Genomic DNA, 18,620 nt, shown 5'->3' on the forward strand with positions numbered 1-18,620 from the left:
TGGCCTTTAAGGCCAGTAGCGCTAAACTCGGACTCGCTGTCCTTTCTGTCCACCCTGGCTGGAATATAAAAATGAAAAATAATAATAGCCTGCTACGCCACCTACCCTGGCTGGTGCTGGCAATCGTAGGAGCGTGCGCCCTTGGCGTAGTGGCCTTGCGCCGCGGCGAGGCGATCAACGCCTTGTGGATTGTGGTCGCTGCAGTGGCCATCTATCTGGTTGCGTACCGTTACTACAGCCTGTTCATCGCTAACAAGGTGATGCAGCTTGATCCACTGCGGGCCACCCCGGCAGTGCTCAATAATGATGGTCTGGACTACGTGCCGACCAACAAACACATCCTTTTCGGTCACCACTTTGCGGCGATTGCCGGTGCAGGCCCGCTGGTCGGCCCGGTACTGGCGGCGCAAATGGGCTACCTGCCAGGCACCCTGTGGCTGATTGCCGGGGTGGTGCTGGCCGGTGCGGTGCAAGACTTCATGGTCCTGTTCCTGTCCACCCGTCGCAACGGCCGTTCCCTGGGGGACATGGTTCGCGAAGAGATGGGCCGCATTCCCGGGACCATCGCGCTGTTCGGCTGCTTCCTGATCATGATCATCATCCTCGCGGTGCTGGCGCTGATCGTGGTCAAGGCCCTGGCCGAGAGCCCTTGGGGCATCTTCACGGTGATGGCGACTATCCCGATCGCGATGTTCATGGGCGTGTACATGCGCTACATCCGCCCGGGGCGCATTGGTGAGATCTCGGTGGTCGGCGTGCTGTTGCTGCTGGGTTCCATCTGGCTGGGCGGGCAGATTGCGGCTGACCCGGTCTGGGCCAAAGCCTTCTCCTTCACGGGTATCCAGATCACCTGGATGCTGGTCTGCTACGGTTTCGTCGCAGCCGTACTGCCGGTGTGGCTGATCCTGGCACCCCGTGACTACCTCTCCACCTTCCTCAAAATCGGCACGATCATCGCCCTGGCAATCGGCATTCTGGTCACCATGCCCGTGCTGAAAATGCCGGCACTCACCCAATTCATCGACGGCACCGGCCCGGTGTGGAAGGGCGGCCTGTTCCCGTTCCTGTTCATCACCATTGCCTGTGGCGCGGTCTCGGGTTTCCACGCGCTGATTTCCTCGGGCACCACGCCCAAGCTGCTGGATAACGAAGTCAACGCCCGTTACATCGGCTACGGCGCGATGCTGATGGAGTCGTTCGTGGCCATCATGGCCATGGTTGCTGCTTCGGTGATCGAGCCTGGCGTGTACTTCGCCATGAACAGCCCGGCTGCGGTGGTCGGCGCTGACGTGGTGAGTGTGGCTCAAACCGTCAGCAGCTGGGGCTTTGCGATTACCCCGGAAGCCTTGACGGCGGTAGCCCATGACATCGGCGAAACCACCATCCTGGCGCGTGCCGGCGGTGCGCCGACGCTCGCGGTGGGTATCGCACAGATCCTGCACAGTGTGCTGCCGGGTGAAAACACCATGGCATTCTGGTACCACTTTGCGATCCTGTTCGAAGCCTTGTTCATCCTGACGGCGGTGGATGCCGGTACACGTGCGGGTCGCTTCATGTTGCAAGACCTGCTCGGTTCCTTCGTGCCATCGCTTAAGCGGACGGACTCCTGGCCGGCCAACCTGATTGCGACCGCCGGGTGCGTGGCGATGTGGGGTTACCTGTTGTACCAAGGCGTAATCGACCCGCTGGGTGGCATCAACACCTTGTGGCCGCTGTTCGGTATCTCCAACCAGATGCTGGCCGGTATTGCGCTGATGCTCGCCACCGTTGTGCTGATCAAAATGAAACGCCAACGCTACATCTGGGTGACCATGTTGCCGGCTGTCTGGCTGCTGATCTGCACCGTGACTGCAGGCTTCATCAAGCTGTTCGACGCTAACCCGGCGATCGGCTTCCTGTCGCTGGCCAAGAAATACAGCGATGCCCTGGCTGGCGGCCAGATCCTCGCGCCGGCCAAGAACATCGACCAGATGCAACACGTGATCTGGAACGCCTACACCAACGCAACGCTGACGGCGCTGTTCCTGTTCGTGGTATTCAGCATCCTGTTCTATGCGCTCAAAGTCGGCGTCGCCGCCTGGGGCAACAAAGAGCGTACGGATAAAGAAGCCCCATTCCAGGCTGTACCGGACGCGTAATCGAGGATTGCAAGCATGTTCAATGACATCAGTCGCCTCGGTAAATACCTCGGTCAGGCGGCGCGCCTGATGGTCGGCATGCCCGACTACGATACGTACGTCGAGCATATGCAAACCAAGCACCCGGACAAACCGGTGATGGACTACAAGGCGTTCTTCCGGGAACGCCAGGAGGCCCGTTACGGTGGCAAGGGTGGGCCTAAGTGCTGCTAGCCCGGTTCTCGGGTTTGCAGTGATCCTCTGTGGGAGCGGGCTTGCTCGCGAAGGCGGTCTGTCAGTTGATGCTGACTTCGACTGATACACCGCCTTCGCGAGCAAGCCCGCTCCCACATTTGTTTTGTGTTCCTTCAGTTATCAGGAGAACTGTCTTTGTCCTCTCCCATCCCCGTCACCGTCCTCAGCGGCTTCCTCGGCGCCGGTAAGACCACCTTGCTGCGTCACCTGCTCAAGGCCGAACACGGCCTGAAAATCGCCGTGATCGAAAACGAATTCAGTGACGCCGGTATCGATACCCAGCTGTTGGGCGCCGAACCGGTGCAAGTCATGACCCTGTCCAACGGCTGCGTGTGCTGCACCATCCACACCGACCTGACCAAAGCCCTGTACCTGCTGCTTGAGCGCCTGGACAGCGGCGAGATCGCCTTCGATCGGCTGGTGATCGAGTGCACCGGCCTGGCGGACCCTGCGCCTGTGGCCCAGACCTTTTTTATCGATGAAGAATTGCGCGAGCGCTACATCCTCGACGGCATCATCACCCTGGTGGATGCGGCGCACGCCGAGCACCACCTGACCCAGACCATCGCCCAGGCTCAGATCGGTTTTGCTGATCGGCTTTTGGTGAGCAAGCGCGACCTGGTGGATGAGGCGACCTTCGACGCCCTCAGCCAACGGCTGACCCGCATCAACCGCCGAGCGCCGATACGCGTGGTCGACCACGGCGCCATCGACCTGGCTGAATTGCTGGATGTACGCGGCTTTAACCTCAACGCCGGCATGAGCCTGCGCCCGGTCAGCGCCGCACCGTCCATCGACCGCATCTCCAGCCTGGTGCTGCGCACCGACCAGCCGCTGGATATCGACCGCCTCAGCGCGTTCATGAACGAACTGCTGGAAGACCACGGCAAGCAACTGCTGCGCTACAAGGGCGTGCTGAATATTGCCGGGGAAGACCGGCGCATGGTGTTCCAGGGCGTGCTCAAACTCTACGGGTTCGATTGGGATACCGAATGGGCCGAGGGCGAGGCGCGGGAAAGTGTGATCGTGTTTATTGCTGACGAACTGCCGGAAGACAAGATTCGCGAAGGCTTTGCCCGGGTCTATCAACCCTGAATGGGAACCCGGTCACTGTGGGAGCTGGCTTGCCTGCGATGGCGGTGGCTCAGTCACCACTGCATTGACTGACAGCCCGACATCGCAGGCAAGCCAGCTCCCACCTTTGAATGTATTTCGTGTTGAGAGGGCAGGGTTTTCAGGCATAAAAAAGCCCGGCGCTAGCGCCGGGCTTTTTGTTCAAGCAACTGCAATCAAGCGCCGTATACCGGCAGCTTTTTGCAGATGGCCTTGACCTTCTCACGCACCGCGTCAATCACGGCTTCGTTGTTCAAGTCAGCCAGGATGTCGCAGATCCAGCCGGCCAGTTCCTTGCACTCTGCTTCCTTGAAGCCACGTGTGGTCACCGCCGGAGTACCGAAGCGCAGGCCGGAGGTGACGAACGGCGAACGTGGGTCGTTCGGCACGGAGTTTTTGTTCACGGTGATGAAGGCTTTGCCCAGGGCGGCGTCAGCGTCTTTACCGGAGATGTCCTGCTTGATCAGCGACAGCAGGAACAGGTGGTTTTCAGTACCGCCGGAGACCACGTCGTAGCCGCGTTCGATGAACACACCGGCCATGGCCTTGGCGTTTTTCACGACTTGCTGCTGGTAAGTCTTGAACTCAGGCTGCAGGGCTTCTTTGAAGCAGATCGCTTTAGCGGCGATCACGTGCTCCAGCGGGCCACCTTGGGCGCCAGGGAATACGGCAGAGTTCAGCTTCTTCTCGATCTCGGCGTTGGCGCGAGCCAGGATCAGGCCGCCACGTGGACCGCGCAGGGTCTTGTGCGTGGTGGTGGTCACGACGTCAGCGAAAGGCACCGGGTTCGGGTAGACGCCAGCGGCGACCAGACCGGCTACGTGAGCCATGTCGACGAACAGGTAAGCGCCGACCTTGTCAGCGATTTCGCGGAAACGGGGGAAATCCAGGATCTGCGAGTAGGCAGAGAAACCGGCCACGATCATTTTCGGCTTGTGTTCAACCGCCAGGCGCTCGACTTCGTCGTAGTCGATCAGGCCGTTGGCATCGATACCGTATTGAACGGCGTTGTACAGCTTGCCGGAGGAGGAAACGCTGGCGCCGTGGGTCAGGTGACCGCCGTGGGCCAGGCTCATGCCCAGGATGGTGTCGCCGCCTTGCAGCAGGGCCAGGTACACGGCGCTGTTGGCTTGGGAGCCGGCGTGTGGCTGGACGTTGGCGTAATCGGCGCCGAACAGTTCCTTGGCGCGGTCGATGGCCAGTTGCTCAACCACGTCGACGTACTCGCAACCGCCGTAGTAGCGCTTGCCTGGGTAGCCTTCGGCGTACTTGTTGGTCAGAACCGAACCTTGAGCCTCCATGACGGCGGGGCTGGTGTAGTTTTCCGAAGCGATCAGCTCAATGTGCTCTTCCTGGCGCACGGCTTCTTGCTCCATGGCGGCAAAGAGATCGGCGTCGTACTTGGCAATAGTCAAATCACGGCTGAACATGGCGGTCCTCAAGGATCGGGGGCAGAAAAGGAGGGCATTCTAACCCAATGGGTTTTAGATGGCATATGAAAGGACATCATGTCGCGGACAAGTGGGGCTCATCTGGAGATGGGCGGTGCCGTGACCGGCCTCTTCGCGAGCAAGCCCGCGCGCACATTCGAGCGCTTTTCAAAGTTGCAACTCGGTCAAGTGTGGGAGCGGGCTTGCTCGCGAAGAGGCCATCAGCATCACTGCAGGGTTTCAGTCAAACATGAACAGCGCTTCATTGCTGAACTGCGCCTCGAACCGATTCGCCGGCATCGGCCGCCCGAACAAGTAGCCCTGCACCTCATCGCAGCCATGCTCACGCAGGAAATCCAACTGCTCATGGGTTTCCACGCCTTCGGCGATCACCGCCAGGTTCAGGCTGTGGGCCATGGCAATAATGGCTCGGGCGATCTGCGCGTCTTGCTCGCCAGAGGGCAGGCCGTCGACAAAGGTGCGGTCGATCTTCAGCACATCGATGGGGAATTGCTTGAGGTAGTTGAGCGACGAATAGCCGGTGCCGAAGTCGTCGACCGCAATGCTCAGGCCGAGGTTTTTCAGGCTGGCGAGGATCTGCATGGCTTCGTTGACTTCGCGCATCAGGATACTTTCGGTCAGCTCCAGCTCCAGGCACGCCGGTGGCAGGCCGGTGTCCTTGAGAATGGTGGCGATGCGTTCGCCCAGTTGGCCATCCGAGAATTGCCGCGCCGAAATGTTGACCGAGACTTTCGGCACGCGCACCTTGTTCTGGTGCCAGCTCTTGAGCTGGCGACAGGCTTCGCTGATCACCCAGTCGCCCACATCCACCACCAGCCCGAGCTCTTCCAGCACCGGAATGAAATCCCCAGGCGGCACCAGGCCGCGACGCGGGTGGCGCCAGCGCAGCAGGGCTTCGGCGCCGGTCAAACGTTTGCCATCGCCGCTGAACTGCGGCTGGTAATACAGCACGAATTCGTTCTGTTCCAGGGCGTGGCGCAGGTCGCTTTCCAGCTCCAGGCGCTCCAGGGCACTGGCGTTCATGTCCGCCTGGTAAAACTGGAAGTTGTTCTTGCCGCGTTCCTTGGCGTGATACATCGCGGTATCCGCGTTTTTCATCAGTTGGCTCAGCTCGTTGCCGTCCTGCGGGCTCAAGGCGATGCCAATACTGGCGGTCACAAAGAACTCGCGGCCTTCCAGCACAAACGGCTTCACCAGGCTCGCCAGAATCTGCTCGGCCACCGATATGGCGCGGTTCAGCGCCATCTCACGGCTGACTCGCGGTTGCAGGAGCAAGGTGAATTCGTCACCGCCCATGCGCGCCACGGTGTCGTCTTCGGCCACGCAACCCAGCAGGCGGGTGGCCATCTCCTTGAGCATGCGGTCGCCGGCGGCGTGGCCCAGGGAGTCGTTGATCGGCTTGAAGCGGTCAAGGTCGAGGAACATCAGCACCACCCAGGACTTCTGCCGCTCAGCCGACTGCAGTGCCGTGTGCAGGCGGTCCTGGAACAACGTGCGGTTGGGCAGGTGGGTCAAGGCGTCGTAATACGCCAGACGGTGGATGCGCTGTTCGCTGGCCTTGCGCTCGCTGATGTCACTGAAGAAACACACGTAGCTGGCCAGGTCGCCTTCATCGTCGAACACGGCGGTAATGCCCACCCAGGCCGGGTAGTGCTCGCCATTGCGTCGTTTGAGCCAGACTTCGCCTTCCCAGGTGCTGTGCTGGTGCAGTTGCTTGAGCACGTAACGCAGGTGCGCTTCCTGTTGCTCGTCGACGGTAAGCATGTTTGGCAATTGGTCGAGCACGTCCGCCACGGCATAGCCGCTGACCCGGCTGAACGCCTCGTTGGCCTGCACGATATAACCTGCCGGGTCAGTGATCAGAATCGCTGAGGTTGAGTGTTCAAATACCGTAGCGGCCATGCGCAGGTCTTTCTCTGCGCGGCGTTGCTGGCTGATATCGCGGCCCACCCCGAGGATGCCTTCAAACGCGCCGTGGTCGTCCCACACCAGCACCAGGCGCAGCTCGATCGGCACTTTGCGCCCATCGGCGCGCAAGCAGTCGAACAGGAACAACTGGGTCTGCACTTCATCGCGCAGCTTGTTCAACGCGGCCGCGTCGCCCAGCGCGCGGCTGACGTGTTCCACCAGGCTGTAAATGCCGCTCAGTTGCTGGGGGTTGGCAATGATCGACTGCCAGCCGTTCTTGAACACCCAGTCCACGTCATAGCCCAGCACAGCGCTGACCGACGGGCTGACGTAGTTGAGGGCCAGGTGGCTGTCGGTGGAGCAAATCACGTCGCTGATGCTTTCGGCCAGCATGCGGTAGCGTTGCTCGCTGTCGCGCAGGGATTCGCTGGCTTCGATCTGATCGGTAATGTCCTTGGCCACGCCAATGATCCGGGTGACCTGTGCAAATTTGTCACGGGCGAGGGCCTGTTCGCGGATATCGAAGCGCCGCCATTGGTTATTGCGGTGACGAAAGCGCAACTGACAGTGCAGTTGAGTGGTGTAGCCGACTTTGCGTTGCTGCTGGCGCAAGTCGTGGTAGTGCTCGGCGTCTTCCGGGTTCAGCAGGATTTCCCAGAAGTACTCGCCCATTTGCTGCAGTTCGGCCTTGTTGTAGCCGAGGGTGTGGCCCAAGTGATGGTTGCTGAACAACATGCGTTGGCTGATCACATCCTGCACATACAGGTGGTCGGGCACGGTACGCACCACGTCCGACCAGAAGCTTTCGCGCTCCACCAGCGACAGCTCGATCAACTTGCGGCTGGTGATGTCGCTGATGCTGAGAATCACCGCCTTGAAGTCGTCCTGCTGCTCCGGCAGGCGCATTACCAGCCACAGGTATTGGTCATTGCCGGCGAAGTCGTTGAGCTGGATTTCCAACTCCAACTGTTTTTGCTGGGTCAGCACCGCCTCCAGCACCTGGAAGCCAATGGCCGTGGCGTTGCGTGGGCAATCATCAATGAGCCGCTCCCACGCTTGCTCGCAAGAGCTGACGTTCAGCAGGCGCACGGCCACCTGGTTAACCTCGGTGACGCGCAATTCCTTGAGCAGTTGTTGGCGCTCTGCGGCGTTGTTGCGCAGCCAGACCTGCCATTGCTCGCGAGTCTGCAATTTGGATTTGTCGAAAAAAGCCTTCAACCCCGACAGGTCAAGCACACACAGGGCCACGCCGGTGCCTTCGAAAATATCCTGATAACGCCTGCGGCCTTCATGCACCTGACGCTGACGGCGACGCATATTCAGCAGCACAATCACCGGAATCAGCGAAAAGGCCAGGCCCAACAGGCATTTGCCGATAAACGCCGGCAACAGTTGCTCCAGCACGGCGCTGCGGTCGAACAGCCCGCGCAACTGCCAGTCACTTTTACTCAGGGGCGTGACCAACACGCTTTTATTCAACTCATCCGGCGTCAGCGCCGAGCCCCACTGTGCCGGCATGCCGGAGTCGCGGCTGACCACGCGGTGGTTCAAGCGGTTTTCGATGGCCCACATCGGGCGCTGGCCCTGGCCATCCTGGCGGGTTAGGTTGCTCAGATAGCTGGGCGCCAGGCGCAGGGCCCAGTACATTTTTGAACCGCCACTGGGCTGCTGCAGCAACAAATAAATGAGGGTGCCGTCGGCATTGTTGCTCAGGTAATAAGGTTGCGAGTGGCTGCGCTGTACCAGTTCTTCAAGCCAGGCGCGGTCCTGGCTGTCTTTGGCGCTGTCACTGATCAGCGCACCGCTGGGGGCGAGCAGGGCGAAACTGCGCAGCTCCGGCAACGAGCGTTGCAAGGTGCGCATCAGCGCTTGCTGTTGTTCGTCGTTACGCGGCGGCTCGACCATCGGTAACAGGTTCAGGGCGATTTTCGCGCTCAGGGCCATGTTCAGGCTGATCTGTTCAGCCAGGTCGGCGCTGTAATCAATGGTGTATTGCTGCTGGTTTTTCTGGTTTTGCTGCAATTGGTCCAGCAGTTGCCAGAACAATAGCGCGAGCAGCATAAGGACAAGCGTCGCCAATGCGCCTTTCAAGGTGCCGTGCAGGGGCGCTCCCGGCGCTATATGAGCGGCGCGCAGAGGAGTGGGCGGCGTGACTTTGGACAAGCTGTGATCCTGCGGTTTGGCTGGATTGGCGCGCGACGTGCACTATAAGCCGGACGCCCGGAGGGCGGCTAGCATGCCTTGAGTTGTGGCAAAGTGCCAGTCCCGCCTGGCTGGACTGCCCAAGCGCATTCAGGTAGCTTTGCCGGTTACGCGGGGGCGTTCCAGCCCCAGACTTCAGGCTTTTTTCGCACGCAGGCATTGATCACCATCAACGGCCCGCGCGGCGCATGGCCTGCACGGGCTTCGCCCGCTTAATTCATCAGTCACTGACGCTAGGTTCACCATGGCTCAATACGTCTTCACCATGCATCGGCTGGGAAAAGTTGTTCCGCCGAAGCGGGAAATCCTGAAAAACATTTCGCTGTCCTTCTTCCCAGGCGCCAAGATCGGCGTGCTCGGCCTCAACGGTTCGGGTAAGTCCACGCTGCTGAAAATCATGGCCGGCGTCGACACCGAGTTCGAAGGCGAAGCACGCCCGATGCCCGAACTGAACATCGGCTACCTGCCGCAAGAGCCTATTCTGGACCCGACCAAGACCGTACGTGAAGTGGTCGAGGAAGCGGTCAGCGTGATCAAGAACGCCCAGGCCCGCCTGGACGAGGTCTACGCCGCCTACGCCGAAGAAGATGCCGACTTCGACAAGCTCGCCGCCGAACAGGCCAAGCTCGAAGCCATCCTGCAAGCCAGCGACGGTCACAACCTGGACCGCCAACTGGAAGTCGCCGCCGATGCACTGCGCCTGCCGGCGTGGGACGCCAAGGTCGAATTCCTGTCCGGTGGTGAAAAGCGTCGTGTGGCCCTGTGCCGCCTGCTGCTGTCGGCACCCGACATGCTGTTGCTCGACGAACCGACCAACCACCTGGACGCCGATTCCGTCGCCTGGCTTGAACACTTCCTGCACGATTTCCCGGGCACCGTGGTTGCGATCACGCACGACCGGTACTTCCTGGACAACGTCGCCGGCTGGATCCTCGAGCTCGACCGTGGCGCCGGCATCCCTTACGAGGGCAACTACTCCGGTTGGCTGGAAGCCAAGTCCGACCGTCTGGCCGCCGAATCCAAGCAGCAATCGGCCCACGAAAAAGCCATGAAGGAAGAACTGGAATGGGTGCGCAAAGGCGCCAAGGCCCGCCAGTCCAAATCCAAGGCACGTCTGCAACGCTTTGAAGAAATGCAGTCGCAGGAATTCCAGAAGCGCAGCGAAACCAACGAGATCTACATCCCGGCCGGTCCGCGCCTGGGTGACAAGGTCATCGAGTTCAAGAACGTTTCCAAAGGTTATGGCGACCGCGTGTTGATCGATAACCTGTCGTTCTCCATGCCAAAAGGCGCGATCGTCGGCGTTATCGGGGGTAACGGTGCGGGTAAATCCACGCTGTTCCGCATGCTGATGGGCAAGGAAACGCCGGATTCGGGCACCATCGAAGTCGGCGAAACCGTGCAGCTGGCGTGTGTGGATCAGAGCCGTGAGGACCTGGATGGCAGCAAGACGGTATTCCAGCAGATCTCCGACGGTTCCGACCAGATCCGCATCGGCAACTATGAAATCCCGTCGCGTACTTACGTCGGCCGTTTCAACTTCAAGGGCGGCGACCAGCAGAAGTTCGTCAAGGACCTGTCCGGTGGTGAGCGCGGTCGCTTGCACCTGGCCCTGACCCTGAAAGAGGGCGGCAACGTGCTGCTGCTCGACGAACCGTCCAACGACCTCGACGTTGAAACCCTGCGTTCCCTGGAAGAAGCCCTGTTGGACTTCCCGGGCGCCGCCATTGTGATCTCTCACGATCGGTGGTTCCTTGACCGCGTCGCGACCCACATCCTGGCGTACGAAGACGACTCCCAAGCGGTGTTCTTCGAAGGTAACTACACCGAGTACGAAGCGGACCGCAAAAAGCGTTTGGGTGAAGCTGCTGCCCAGCCGCACCGTGTACGGCACAAAAAACTGGCCTGAGTCGGGCTGGTTTGAAAAAAGCGGAGCCTTCGGGCTCCGTTTTTTTTGCGCGTTATTCAGGTGGACCGCGTTGAATTCATTCGCGAGCAAGCCCGCTCCCACATTCGACCGCATTCCAAAGTGGGAACCCGATCAAATGTGGGAGCGGGCTTGCTCGCGAAGGCGGTTTAACTGTTGGTGCATGCCGTGTGTTGAAATCCCTTTCATGGTGCAAAAAAACACAATAATTTATATACAATGCACCATTTAAATTCACAAAGGCGACATTTTGCGCTTTTCAGGTGCAACATGAATTGCTAAGGTCCGGCTCAATCTCCCTTAAAAACAATCAATTTGCCGAGACTTTTCATGATCGAATCCGTCGAATCCTTCCTCGCTCGCCTGAAGAAACGCGACCCCGACCAGCCGGAATTCCACCAAGCGGTAGAAGAAGTCCTGCGCAGTTTGTGGCCGTTTCTCGACGCCAACCCTCACTACCTGACGTCGGGCATTCTGGAGCGCATCTGCGAACCGGAACGTGCGATTACCTTCCGAGTGTCGTGGGTGGATGATCACGGTAAGGTCCAGGTCAATCGCGGGTTCCGCATCCAGATGAACAGCGCCATCGGCCCCTACAAAGGCGGCCTGCGTTTCCACCCGTCGGTGAACCTGGGCGTGCTCAAGTTCCTGGCTTTCGAACAGACCTTCAAAAACTCCCTGACCTCGTTGCCCATGGGCGGCGGCAAAGGCGGCTCGGACTTCGACCCCAAGGGCAAGAGCGATGCCGAAGTCATGCGCTTCTGCCAGGCGTTCATGAGCGAGCTGTACCGCCACATTGGTGCGGACGTGGACGTGCCGGCCGGTGATATCGGCGTGGGCGCCCGTGAAATCGGCTTTCTGTTTGGCCAGTACAAACGCCTCAGCAACCAATTCACCTCGGTGCTGACCGGCAAAGGCATGACTTACGGCGGCAGCCTGATTCGTCCCGAAGCCACCGGTTTCGGCTGCGTGTACTTCGCCGAAGAAATGCTCAAGCGCAATGCTCAGCGAGTTGAAGGCAAACGCGTGGCCGTGTCCGGCTCGGGTAACGTGGCGCAATACGCGGCACGCAAGGTCATGGACCTGGGCGGCAAGGTGATTTCACTGTCCGACTCCGAAGGCACCCTGTACGCCGAAAGCGGTTTGACCGAGGAGCACTGGTCGGCCCTGCTGACGTTGAAAAACGTGCAGCGCGGGCGCATCAGCGAACTGGCCGAGCGCTTTGGCCTGGAGTTCCGCAAAGGCAAAGCCCCTTGGGAGTTGGCCTGCGACATCGCGCTGCCGTGCGCCACCCAGAACGAACTGGGCGCCGACGCCGCCCGCACGCTGCTGCGCAACGGCTGCATCTGCGTGGCTGAAGGCGCGAATATGCCGACCACGCTTGAGGCTGTGGATATCTTTATCGAGGCGGGCATTCTGTTCGCGCCCGGCAAGGCATCCAATGCCGGCGGCGTGGCCGTGAGTGGCCTGGAAATGTCGCAGAACGCCATGCGCCTGCTGTGGACCGCCGGCGAAGTGGACAGCAAGCTGCACACCATCATGCAGTCGATCCACCACGCCTGCGTGCATTACGGCGAGGAAAACGGCCGGGTCAACTACGTGAAGGGCGCGAACATCGCGGGCTTCGTGAAGGTGGCTGACGCGATGCTGGCGCAAGGTATCGTTTAACGCTCGGGCTCGACCTGCAGCACTTCAATCATTTGATCGCCGACGGGGCGCTTCCACAGCACCTCGTCGCCCACCTGGGCGCCCAGCAATGCGCGGCCTAACGGCGAGCCCCAATTGATCAGGTTAGCGCCGGCATCGGCCTGGTCTTCACCCACCAGTTGAATGCGCTGCTGCTCGTCCTGTTCGTTGGCGAAGGTGACCCAACTGCCGATCTGCACCTTGTCGGTGGAGGTGGCCGGCGCCACCACGTGTGCGCTTTGCACGCGCTGGTTGAAGTAGCGCAAATCCCGTTCAAGATCCGCCTGGCGCTGCTTATCGACCTGTTCGCCTCTGGCGGATTCGACGCTGTATTCCTGCTGCAATTGCGCGACCTTGGCCTGCAACTGCGCCAACCCTTGCGCGGTCAGGTGATTAGGTTGCTCACTGACCTGGCGCTCCACCGGCTGGTCGGCCTGTGCGGCGGCGTTGTCTTCGTTAACAAAAGCTCGGCTCATGACATGCTCCCTCTATGGAAGTTGGGCCATGGTCGCCGGGCTTTAGTTTCGCTGGATGTCTGAAAGCGACCTATTGCGCGCGATAAGCCCTGCCGGCGTCGCGGTCTTTCTCGTGCTGCCAGGCGCGCTCACGGTCATCCCAGTGGTTGTCCTTGTAGTCGCGCAACTCCTCGTTCTCGCGCATGGCCTTGCACTGGCGAAAGCCATCTTCCCAGCCCTCGGCGTATTCGCGGTCTTTCAGGTAGCGCGGTACGTTTTTGCGAAACTCCCCACTGATCACCCCAGCGGCCTGGCGACCGCTGCTGCAACCGTCATCAAAACCGTCGGCAAAGGCCGGTGGATAACCTTTAGCCAGCAACTCCTGGTGGGTCGATTGGCAGCCCGACAACCCCACTACCGCGCACAGCATTAACGCGTACCGCCACATTGCTTGCTCCCTGGCCGTTTCACGGCTGATAGGGCAAGTCTAGTCAGGGATTTGTCGGGGAGGTGTGAAAGCGAGGTGAGAAAGGTGTTGGGCTAAAGGGCCATCAACGACGATTCTCTTTAAATTGCAGGACGTTTCCTAGAGAATCCCTGGCCTATTGTGCCTTAGGGTTTGAGTGTCTAGCCTCCTCGGGTCGCTGCAAAACAGCGACTGGGTTTAGCGACCCGAGAAACGTAGGTACGACTTCCTCAACTCCTTTGGCTCGCGCTTTTTGCCTGCCTTATCGTGTTATGGCGGCTGTGCGCGGGAGACCTTCGGGTCTACCGGGTTCCTAGGTTACCGGTTCGCTAACCCGCGTACAGCTGCCACCTCTCCATGTTTAGCGACGTGCTGTGGCGGTTCTTACTTATTAACCTAAGGAAAAACCATGTCTAAAGTCGTCCCCGATCCACCCCTGTCCTCAATCACCACCCTCGGCGTTGTCACCTTTGGCGACTACGGCGAAAACGCAAAACCGCTGTTCCGCGTCAATGCCGGCATGCCGATTGATCAAGCGCTGGAACACGCCTCCACCTTGCTTTTTTACTCGAAGAAACTCGCCATGGAAGCCGCCATGGATGTGCGCGGCGAACAATACGCCTGGGCCGCGCATTATCTGTGTGAGATGGGCAAGGCCGTCGTCGATGACCTGACCCAAGCGATGACACCCGCCGCTTAGCAGGCAAATCCTGCTTCTGTGGCGAGCGGGGCAAGCCTGCTCGCCACAAAGGGGGTTATGCCGTCTGGTTATTCGTCAGCGCGGCATGTTCAGCCAATTCCTGCTGGATAAACGCCGCAATCATGGCGCGATACACCTGCTCAGTCACCTCAGGGTTAGCGCCCAACGCCTCGGATAACCCCCGCACCTTGGCGATCACCTGTTCAACCCGTTGCGGTGCCTTGACGTCGTCCGAGTCTTTTTTGAAGCGAGCGGCCTGGGAAACGTAGTGGCCGCGTTCAGCCAGTAGGGCGACGATTTGCTGGTCGAGGCGGTCGATGTTTGCGCGGACTTGTTCAAGGGTGGTGCAGTTAACGGCCATGTTGATGGAGCTCCTGATTGGGCTGGAATGCAGTGCATCTGACTCTACGCGAGCCAAATGTGGGAGCGGGCTTGCTCGCGAATGCAGTGGGTCAATCAATACATCATTGCCTGAACCACCGCCATCGCGGGCAAGCCCGGCTCCCACCTTTGAACTGCGGCGGGCGCAGAATTCAGGCCTGGCACAAAACAAGTGTGGGAGCGGGCTTGCTCGCGAATGCGGTGGGTCAATCAATACATCATTGCCTGAACCACCGCCATCGCGGGCAAGCCCGGCTCCCACCTTTGAACTGCGGCGGGCACAGAGTTCAGGCCTGGCACAAAACAAGTGTGGGAGCGGGCTTGCTCGCGAATGCGGTGGGTCAATCAGTACATCATTGCCTGAACCACCGCCATCGCGGGCAAGCCCGGCTCCCACCTTTGAACTGCAGCGGGCACAGAATTCAGGCCTGGCACAAAACAAGTGTGGGAGCGGGCTTGCTCGCGAATACGGTGGGTCAATCAATACATCATTGCCTGAACCACCGCCATCGCGGGCAAGCCCGGCTCCCACCTTTGAACTGCGGCGGGCACAGAATTCAGGCCTGGCACAAAACAAGTGTGGGAGCGGGCTTGCTCGCGAATGCGGTGCGTCAATCAATACATCATTGCCTGAACCACCGCCATCGCGGGCAAGCCCGGCTCCCACCTTTGAACTGCGGCGGGCGCAGAATTCAGGCCTGGCACAAAACAAGTGTGGGAGCGGGCTTGCTCGCGAATGCGGTGGGTCAATCAATACATCATTGCCTGAACCACCGCCATCGCGGGCAAGCCCGGCTCCCACCTTTGAACTGCAGCGGGCACAGAATTCAGGCCTGGCACAAAACAAGTGTGGGAGCGGGCTTGCTCGCGAATGCGGTGGGTCAATCAATACATCATTGCCTGAACCACCGCCATCGCGGGCAAGCCCGGCTCCCACCTTTGAACTGCAGCGGGCACAGAATTCAGGCCTGGCACAAAACAAGTGTGGGAGCGGGCTTGCCTGCGATGGCGGTGGGTCAGTCAGACTGTCTGCTGCTGATACAGCGCCATCGCGGGCAAGCCCGGCTCCCACCTTTGCACTGCAGCGGGCACAGAATTCAGGCCTGGCACAAAACAAGTGTGGGAGCGGGCTTGCCTGCGATGGCGGTGGGTCAGTCAGACTATCTGCTGCAGATATACCGCATTCGCGAGCAAGCCCGGCTCCCACCTTTGAACTGCGGCGGGCACAGAATTCAGGCCTGGCACAAAAACAAGTGTGGGAGCGGGCTTGCTCGCGAATGCGGTGGGTCAATCAATACATCATTGCCTGGACCACCGCCATCGCGAGCAAGCCCGGCTCCCACATCGGGTCATCGCCGGGGCTTGCAGATCAGTAGTGGTACCACTTCACTTCAAGCATCACTTCATTCACTGGCGTGGAAAGGTGGCTGTACTCGCGTTGGGCGCTCAGGCGTAACCCGAGGTTGCGCGACAATTCCCACTGCTGGTTCAGGCTCACACTGCGGCGCACTTCACCATTGGTGAAGAAATCGCCTTTGGCTTCCAGGCTCAAATTGCCCAGCGGGTTTTTCCACAGCAGGCCCGTGTTAAACCCGGCTGCCGGGGAGATGGCTTCGCTGAAGTCATTATTGTGTTCCACGCGCACCGTGCCGAGGGCGAAGCCGAGCATGTCGTCGCTCAGTTGCCAGGTGCCGCCAGCGCCGCCGTTAACGTGAGAGACCAGGGTTTGGTCGTCGTGTTTACCCGGCACGCGCTCCAGGCCTCCGGTCACTTGCCATGACCACGGCTGCAACAGCGCGTTGCGCGGGGTCAGCGAGCGGATGGTCGCCAGGTCCAGTTGCTGCACCTGCCAGTGGTTGCCTTCGTACTGGCGCAGCTTCATTTGCAGGATTTCAATCTGCGCGCCCAAGGGGAAGCCTTCGGCGTTGTCGTTAAGGTCGTGGTAGGCCATGCGCAGGCCGTATTCACCGAAGGTTTTGCTGCCACGGGTGCCGATGCCGGCTTGCCAGGTGCGTGATTCATGGCCATCTTCGGGCAGGCCCGGGCGCGCGATGTTGAGGTCGGGCGCGGGGTTTTGGTTGATCGCACGCAGCAGTTCGAAGCTGCGTTGGGAGCGTTCGGTGTCGCGCTCCAGGCCGTTGGCGCGGTAGCGACCCAAGCGATAGGCGGCGTCGATGATCAGCGCCTGGCGATCGCGGGGCAGGGCTTTGAAGGCCGGCTCCTGCAATTGCTTCTGGTCATCGCTGACTTTCAGTACCCATTGTTGCTCGTCGCCATTCAGCGGTTTGGCGCGTTCGAGCAGCTCGCGCTCACGGGACGGGCGGTAATCAATCTTCTCCACCAAACCGGCTTCTTTTACCGCCTTAACGGTGTCGGTCGGGATCGCCGTCAACGGGAATTGCTCGGTCAGGCGCAGGCTTGGGCGGGCCACCTGGAGCAGTTCCAGCAGGCGGTAGGAGCAGTTTTCGTCGAAGAAGAAGTAGTCGAACTGGATCTGCTTGAGCTCCCACACGTGCCGGACCATGCGCTCAGTCTCGAGCTGGGTCAGGTTGAGGCGGTATTCCCACAGGTCGCGGTTTTCGAGGCTACGGTATTCCGAGAGCTTTTCTTGGTACGGCACCAGCGCAAACAGGCCGGGATAGCCGCCCATCAGGCCTTTCCAGGCATAGAGAATGCTGTTGTCGGAGCCTTCGATGTAGGCGCCGAAGTTGATCGCATAGCTGAGCAGGGCGGTGTTGTTGCTCTGCACGTCAGCCTGGTCGATGCGCAGCAGCGTGTGGCCGAACATCGACGACGGGCTGTTGAGGTAGGCCGCCGGGAAGATCATCACCGCGCTGTGGGGCGCGACGTCCTTGAACCATTGGGTGAATTCTTTGCACTCCAGTGCGGGCAGATCGGTGAGGTGCAACTGTTCCTTCAGCCAGCGGGTACGTGCCGGGTAAACGCACTGCGCATGTTTTTCACCCAGGCTTGCCGGAGCATACAGCGCTTCAACGGTGGCCTTGAGCTCGGCGTCCGGGTGGTGGGCACCGTCGGGGGCGAGGAAGAATTTCTTGTCGCTGACATAGCTGCGCCAGCCTTTGAGCTTGCCGGCTTCGTAATGGCCCAAAGACAGCCAGAACGGATCGTTGGCCAATTGCTGCAAACGTTGATCATCAATATGCGGGGCCGCGTATAGCGGGGCGCAGGCGAAGAGTGCCAACCAGGCAAGGCGTTTGAGCATAGGGGCAACTTAAGTCGGGAAAAGTGAGACCCAAAGGGGAGGCGGGTCCAAAAGTAAAACCCGCGCCTCGAAAGACGCGGGCCGGTCGAGCTTAAGCCTGGGTAGCGTATTTGGCCAGGCGGGTATCGCTTTTCAGTACAGCCAGGGTGTTGTTGTGCACGTCGTCAGCGGTCACGTCAGCTTTGCTGAAGATTTGCTGGAAGTGCTCGTGGGTCACGGCAGCAAAGTGCTCGCGATCTTCAGGCGCAACGCCCAGTACCACGGCATAGGTGGTCAGCGCTTCGCCGTTGCCCTTGGCCATGTCTTCGGAGAGCTCGTTCATCATGCCATTCATGGCAATCCAGGACTTGCCGCCGTAGGTCAGGGCGCTGTTGGTGCTGCAACCGTTGGTGCCCGAGGTCATGCCGAAGGTGGCGTTACCGGAGGTGCCGTTGGTGGTGGAAGCGAGGAAGTGGGCTGGAGTACCGCGCTGGCCTTCGAACAACATGTTGCCCCAACCGCAGTTCGGGCCACCTGGAGATTCAGCCATTGCATTGAGGGAGACAACGGTGAAGAGAGTACCAAGAAGGATCCGTTTCATAGCTTTGTTCTCTTTGTGTGCAAACCAATGGACAAGGGTTCAGGCGCTTCGCAGCGCCCTAGGGGCCAGTTATTAGTCCAACCCGCGCAATTTGGAGTTTAGGCACGTTCCTAGGGTTCCGTTATTTTTTATAAAACAAACCGAGTTGTCGCGATT

At 60.0% G+C, this 18,620-nt stretch carries 13 protein-coding genes; 6 read left to right on the forward strand and 7 right to left on the reverse strand.

Going from position 1 to position 18,620, the window contains the following annotated elements:
- The first annotated feature begins 71 nt into the window (after positions 1-71).
- The 3 genes from JFT85_RS20045 (at position 72) to yjiA (ending at position 3,467) form a co-directional block, all read left to right on the forward strand.
- Positions 72-2,138 carry a carbon starvation CstA family protein gene (locus JFT85_RS20045; protein WP_053258108.1) on the forward strand — a complete coding sequence of 689 codons (2,067 nt, stop codon included), beginning with the start codon at positions 72-74 and terminating at the stop codon, positions 2,136-2,138.
- 15 nt (positions 2,139-2,153) lie between these two features.
- Positions 2,154-2,351, forward strand: coding sequence for a YbdD/YjiX family protein (locus JFT85_RS20050; protein WP_003194308.1), 198 nt, complete (start codon positions 2,154-2,156; stop codon positions 2,349-2,351).
- A 156-nt stretch (positions 2,352-2,507) separates the two neighbouring features.
- Positions 2,508-3,467: a GTPase gene (gene yjiA / locus JFT85_RS20055; protein WP_069551197.1), complete on the forward strand. Its 960-nt coding sequence runs from the start codon at positions 2,508-2,510 to the stop codon at positions 3,465-3,467.
- A 194-nt stretch (positions 3,468-3,661) separates the two neighbouring features.
- Here the strand turns inward: yjiA and glyA are convergent, their stop codons facing one another.
- Positions 3,662-4,915: a serine hydroxymethyltransferase gene (glyA, locus tag JFT85_RS20060; RefSeq protein WP_064454215.1), complete on the reverse strand. Its 1,254-nt coding sequence runs from the start codon at positions 4,913-4,915 to the stop codon at positions 3,662-3,664.
- Positions 4,916-5,155: 240 nt separating this feature from the next.
- Positions 5,156-9,007, reverse strand: a complete 3,852-nt coding sequence (locus tag JFT85_RS20065) for a sensor domain-containing protein (protein WP_169875994.1) — start codon at positions 9,005-9,007, stop codon at positions 5,156-5,158.
- A 283-nt stretch (positions 9,008-9,290) separates the two neighbouring features.
- On the opposite strand from JFT85_RS20065, the gene ettA reads away from it, so the two are divergent.
- Positions 9,291-10,955, forward strand: a complete 1,665-nt coding sequence (gene ettA / locus JFT85_RS20070; RefSeq protein WP_053258104.1) for an energy-dependent translational throttle protein EttA — start codon at positions 9,291-9,293, stop codon at positions 10,953-10,955.
- A gap of 348 nt (positions 10,956-11,303) precedes the next feature.
- A complete protein-coding gene (gene gdhA, locus JFT85_RS20075) occupies positions 11,304-12,641 on the forward strand; it encodes an NADP-specific glutamate dehydrogenase (RefSeq protein ID WP_053258103.1) in 1,338 nt (445 codons plus the stop codon).
- Here the strand turns inward: gdhA and JFT85_RS20080 are convergent.
- Both JFT85_RS20080 and JFT85_RS20085 read right to left on the reverse strand, forming a co-directional pair.
- Positions 12,638-13,135: a GreA/GreB family elongation factor gene (locus tag JFT85_RS20080; RefSeq protein ID WP_201230319.1), complete on the reverse strand. Its 498-nt coding sequence runs from the start codon at positions 13,133-13,135 to the stop codon at positions 12,638-12,640. The two genes, gdhA and JFT85_RS20080, sit on opposite strands and share 4 nt — an antisense overlap.
- Positions 13,136-13,205: 70 nt before the next feature.
- Complete coding sequence (locus JFT85_RS20085) at positions 13,206-13,562, reverse strand: hypothetical protein (protein ID WP_053258101.1); 357 nt, start codon at positions 13,560-13,562, stop codon at positions 13,206-13,208.
- Between the two features lie 427 nt (positions 13,563-13,989).
- Here JFT85_RS20085 and JFT85_RS20090 point away from each other — a divergent pair, with 427 nt between their 5' ends.
- On the forward strand, positions 13,990-14,280 hold the full coding sequence (locus tag JFT85_RS20090) for a DUF3077 domain-containing protein (RefSeq protein ID WP_053258100.1): 291 nt from the start codon (positions 13,990-13,992) through the stop codon (positions 14,278-14,280).
- A 55-nt stretch (positions 14,281-14,335) separates the two neighbouring features.
- Here JFT85_RS20090 and JFT85_RS20095 read toward each other — a convergent pair whose 3' ends face one another.
- From JFT85_RS20095 to JFT85_RS20105, 3 genes are all read right to left on the reverse strand, one after another.
- The gene (locus JFT85_RS20095; protein WP_053258099.1) at positions 14,336-14,641 is read right to left on the reverse strand and encodes a chorismate mutase; all 306 of its coding nucleotides are present in this window, start codon (positions 14,639-14,641) and stop codon (positions 14,336-14,338) included.
- Positions 14,642-16,030: 1,389 nt separating this feature from the next.
- Positions 16,031-17,884 (reverse strand): Lnb N-terminal periplasmic domain-containing protein, encoded by a 1,854-nt coding sequence (locus JFT85_RS20100; RefSeq protein ID WP_201230320.1) that lies wholly within the window; start codon positions 17,882-17,884, stop codon positions 16,031-16,033.
- A 91-nt stretch (positions 17,885-17,975) separates the two neighbouring features.
- On the reverse strand, positions 17,976-18,464 hold the full coding sequence (locus JFT85_RS20105) for a DUF3015 domain-containing protein (protein WP_017139294.1): 489 nt from the start codon (positions 18,462-18,464) through the stop codon (positions 17,976-17,978).
- Between the last annotated feature and the right edge of the window lie 156 nt (positions 18,465-18,620).

The sequence above is a fragment of the Pseudomonas sp. TH04 genome (assembly GCF_016651355.1).
GTDB lineage: Bacteria > Pseudomonadota > Gammaproteobacteria > Pseudomonadales > Pseudomonadaceae > Aquipseudomonas > Aquipseudomonas fluorescens.

Excerpts from the sequence above, each read along its gene's own strand:
- glyA (WP_064454215.1), bottom strand. The coding sequence starts at position 4,915 with ATGTTCAGCCGTGATTTGACTATTGCCAAGTACGACGCCGATCTCTTT.
- JFT85_RS20080 (WP_201230319.1), bottom strand. The coding sequence starts at position 13,135 with ATGAGCCGAGCTTTTGTTAACGAAGACAACGCCGCCGCACAGGCCGAC.
- JFT85_RS20050 (WP_003194308.1), top strand. The coding sequence starts at position 2,154 with ATGTTCAATGACATCAGTCGCCTCGGTAAATACCTCGGTCAGGCGGCG.
- JFT85_RS20085 (WP_053258101.1), bottom strand. The coding sequence starts at position 13,562 with ATGTGGCGGTACGCGTTAATGCTGTGCGCGGTAGTGGGGTTGTCGGGC.
- JFT85_RS20095 (WP_053258099.1), bottom strand. The coding sequence starts at position 14,641 with ATGGCCGTTAACTGCACCACCCTTGAACAAGTCCGCGCAAACATCGAC.
- JFT85_RS20045 (WP_053258108.1), top strand. The coding sequence starts at position 72 with ATGAAAAATAATAATAGCCTGCTACGCCACCTACCCTGGCTGGTGCTG.
- JFT85_RS20105 (WP_017139294.1), bottom strand. The coding sequence starts at position 18,464 with ATGAAACGGATCCTTCTTGGTACTCTCTTCACCGTTGTCTCCCTCAAT.
- JFT85_RS20090 (WP_053258100.1), top strand. The coding sequence starts at position 13,990 with ATGTCTAAAGTCGTCCCCGATCCACCCCTGTCCTCAATCACCACCCTC.
- JFT85_RS20100 (WP_201230320.1), bottom strand. The coding sequence starts at position 17,884 with ATGCTCAAACGCCTTGCCTGGTTGGCACTCTTCGCCTGCGCCCCGCTA.
- gdhA (WP_053258103.1), top strand. The coding sequence starts at position 11,304 with ATGATCGAATCCGTCGAATCCTTCCTCGCTCGCCTGAAGAAACGCGAC.
- ettA (WP_053258104.1), top strand. The coding sequence starts at position 9,291 with ATGGCTCAATACGTCTTCACCATGCATCGGCTGGGAAAAGTTGTTCCG.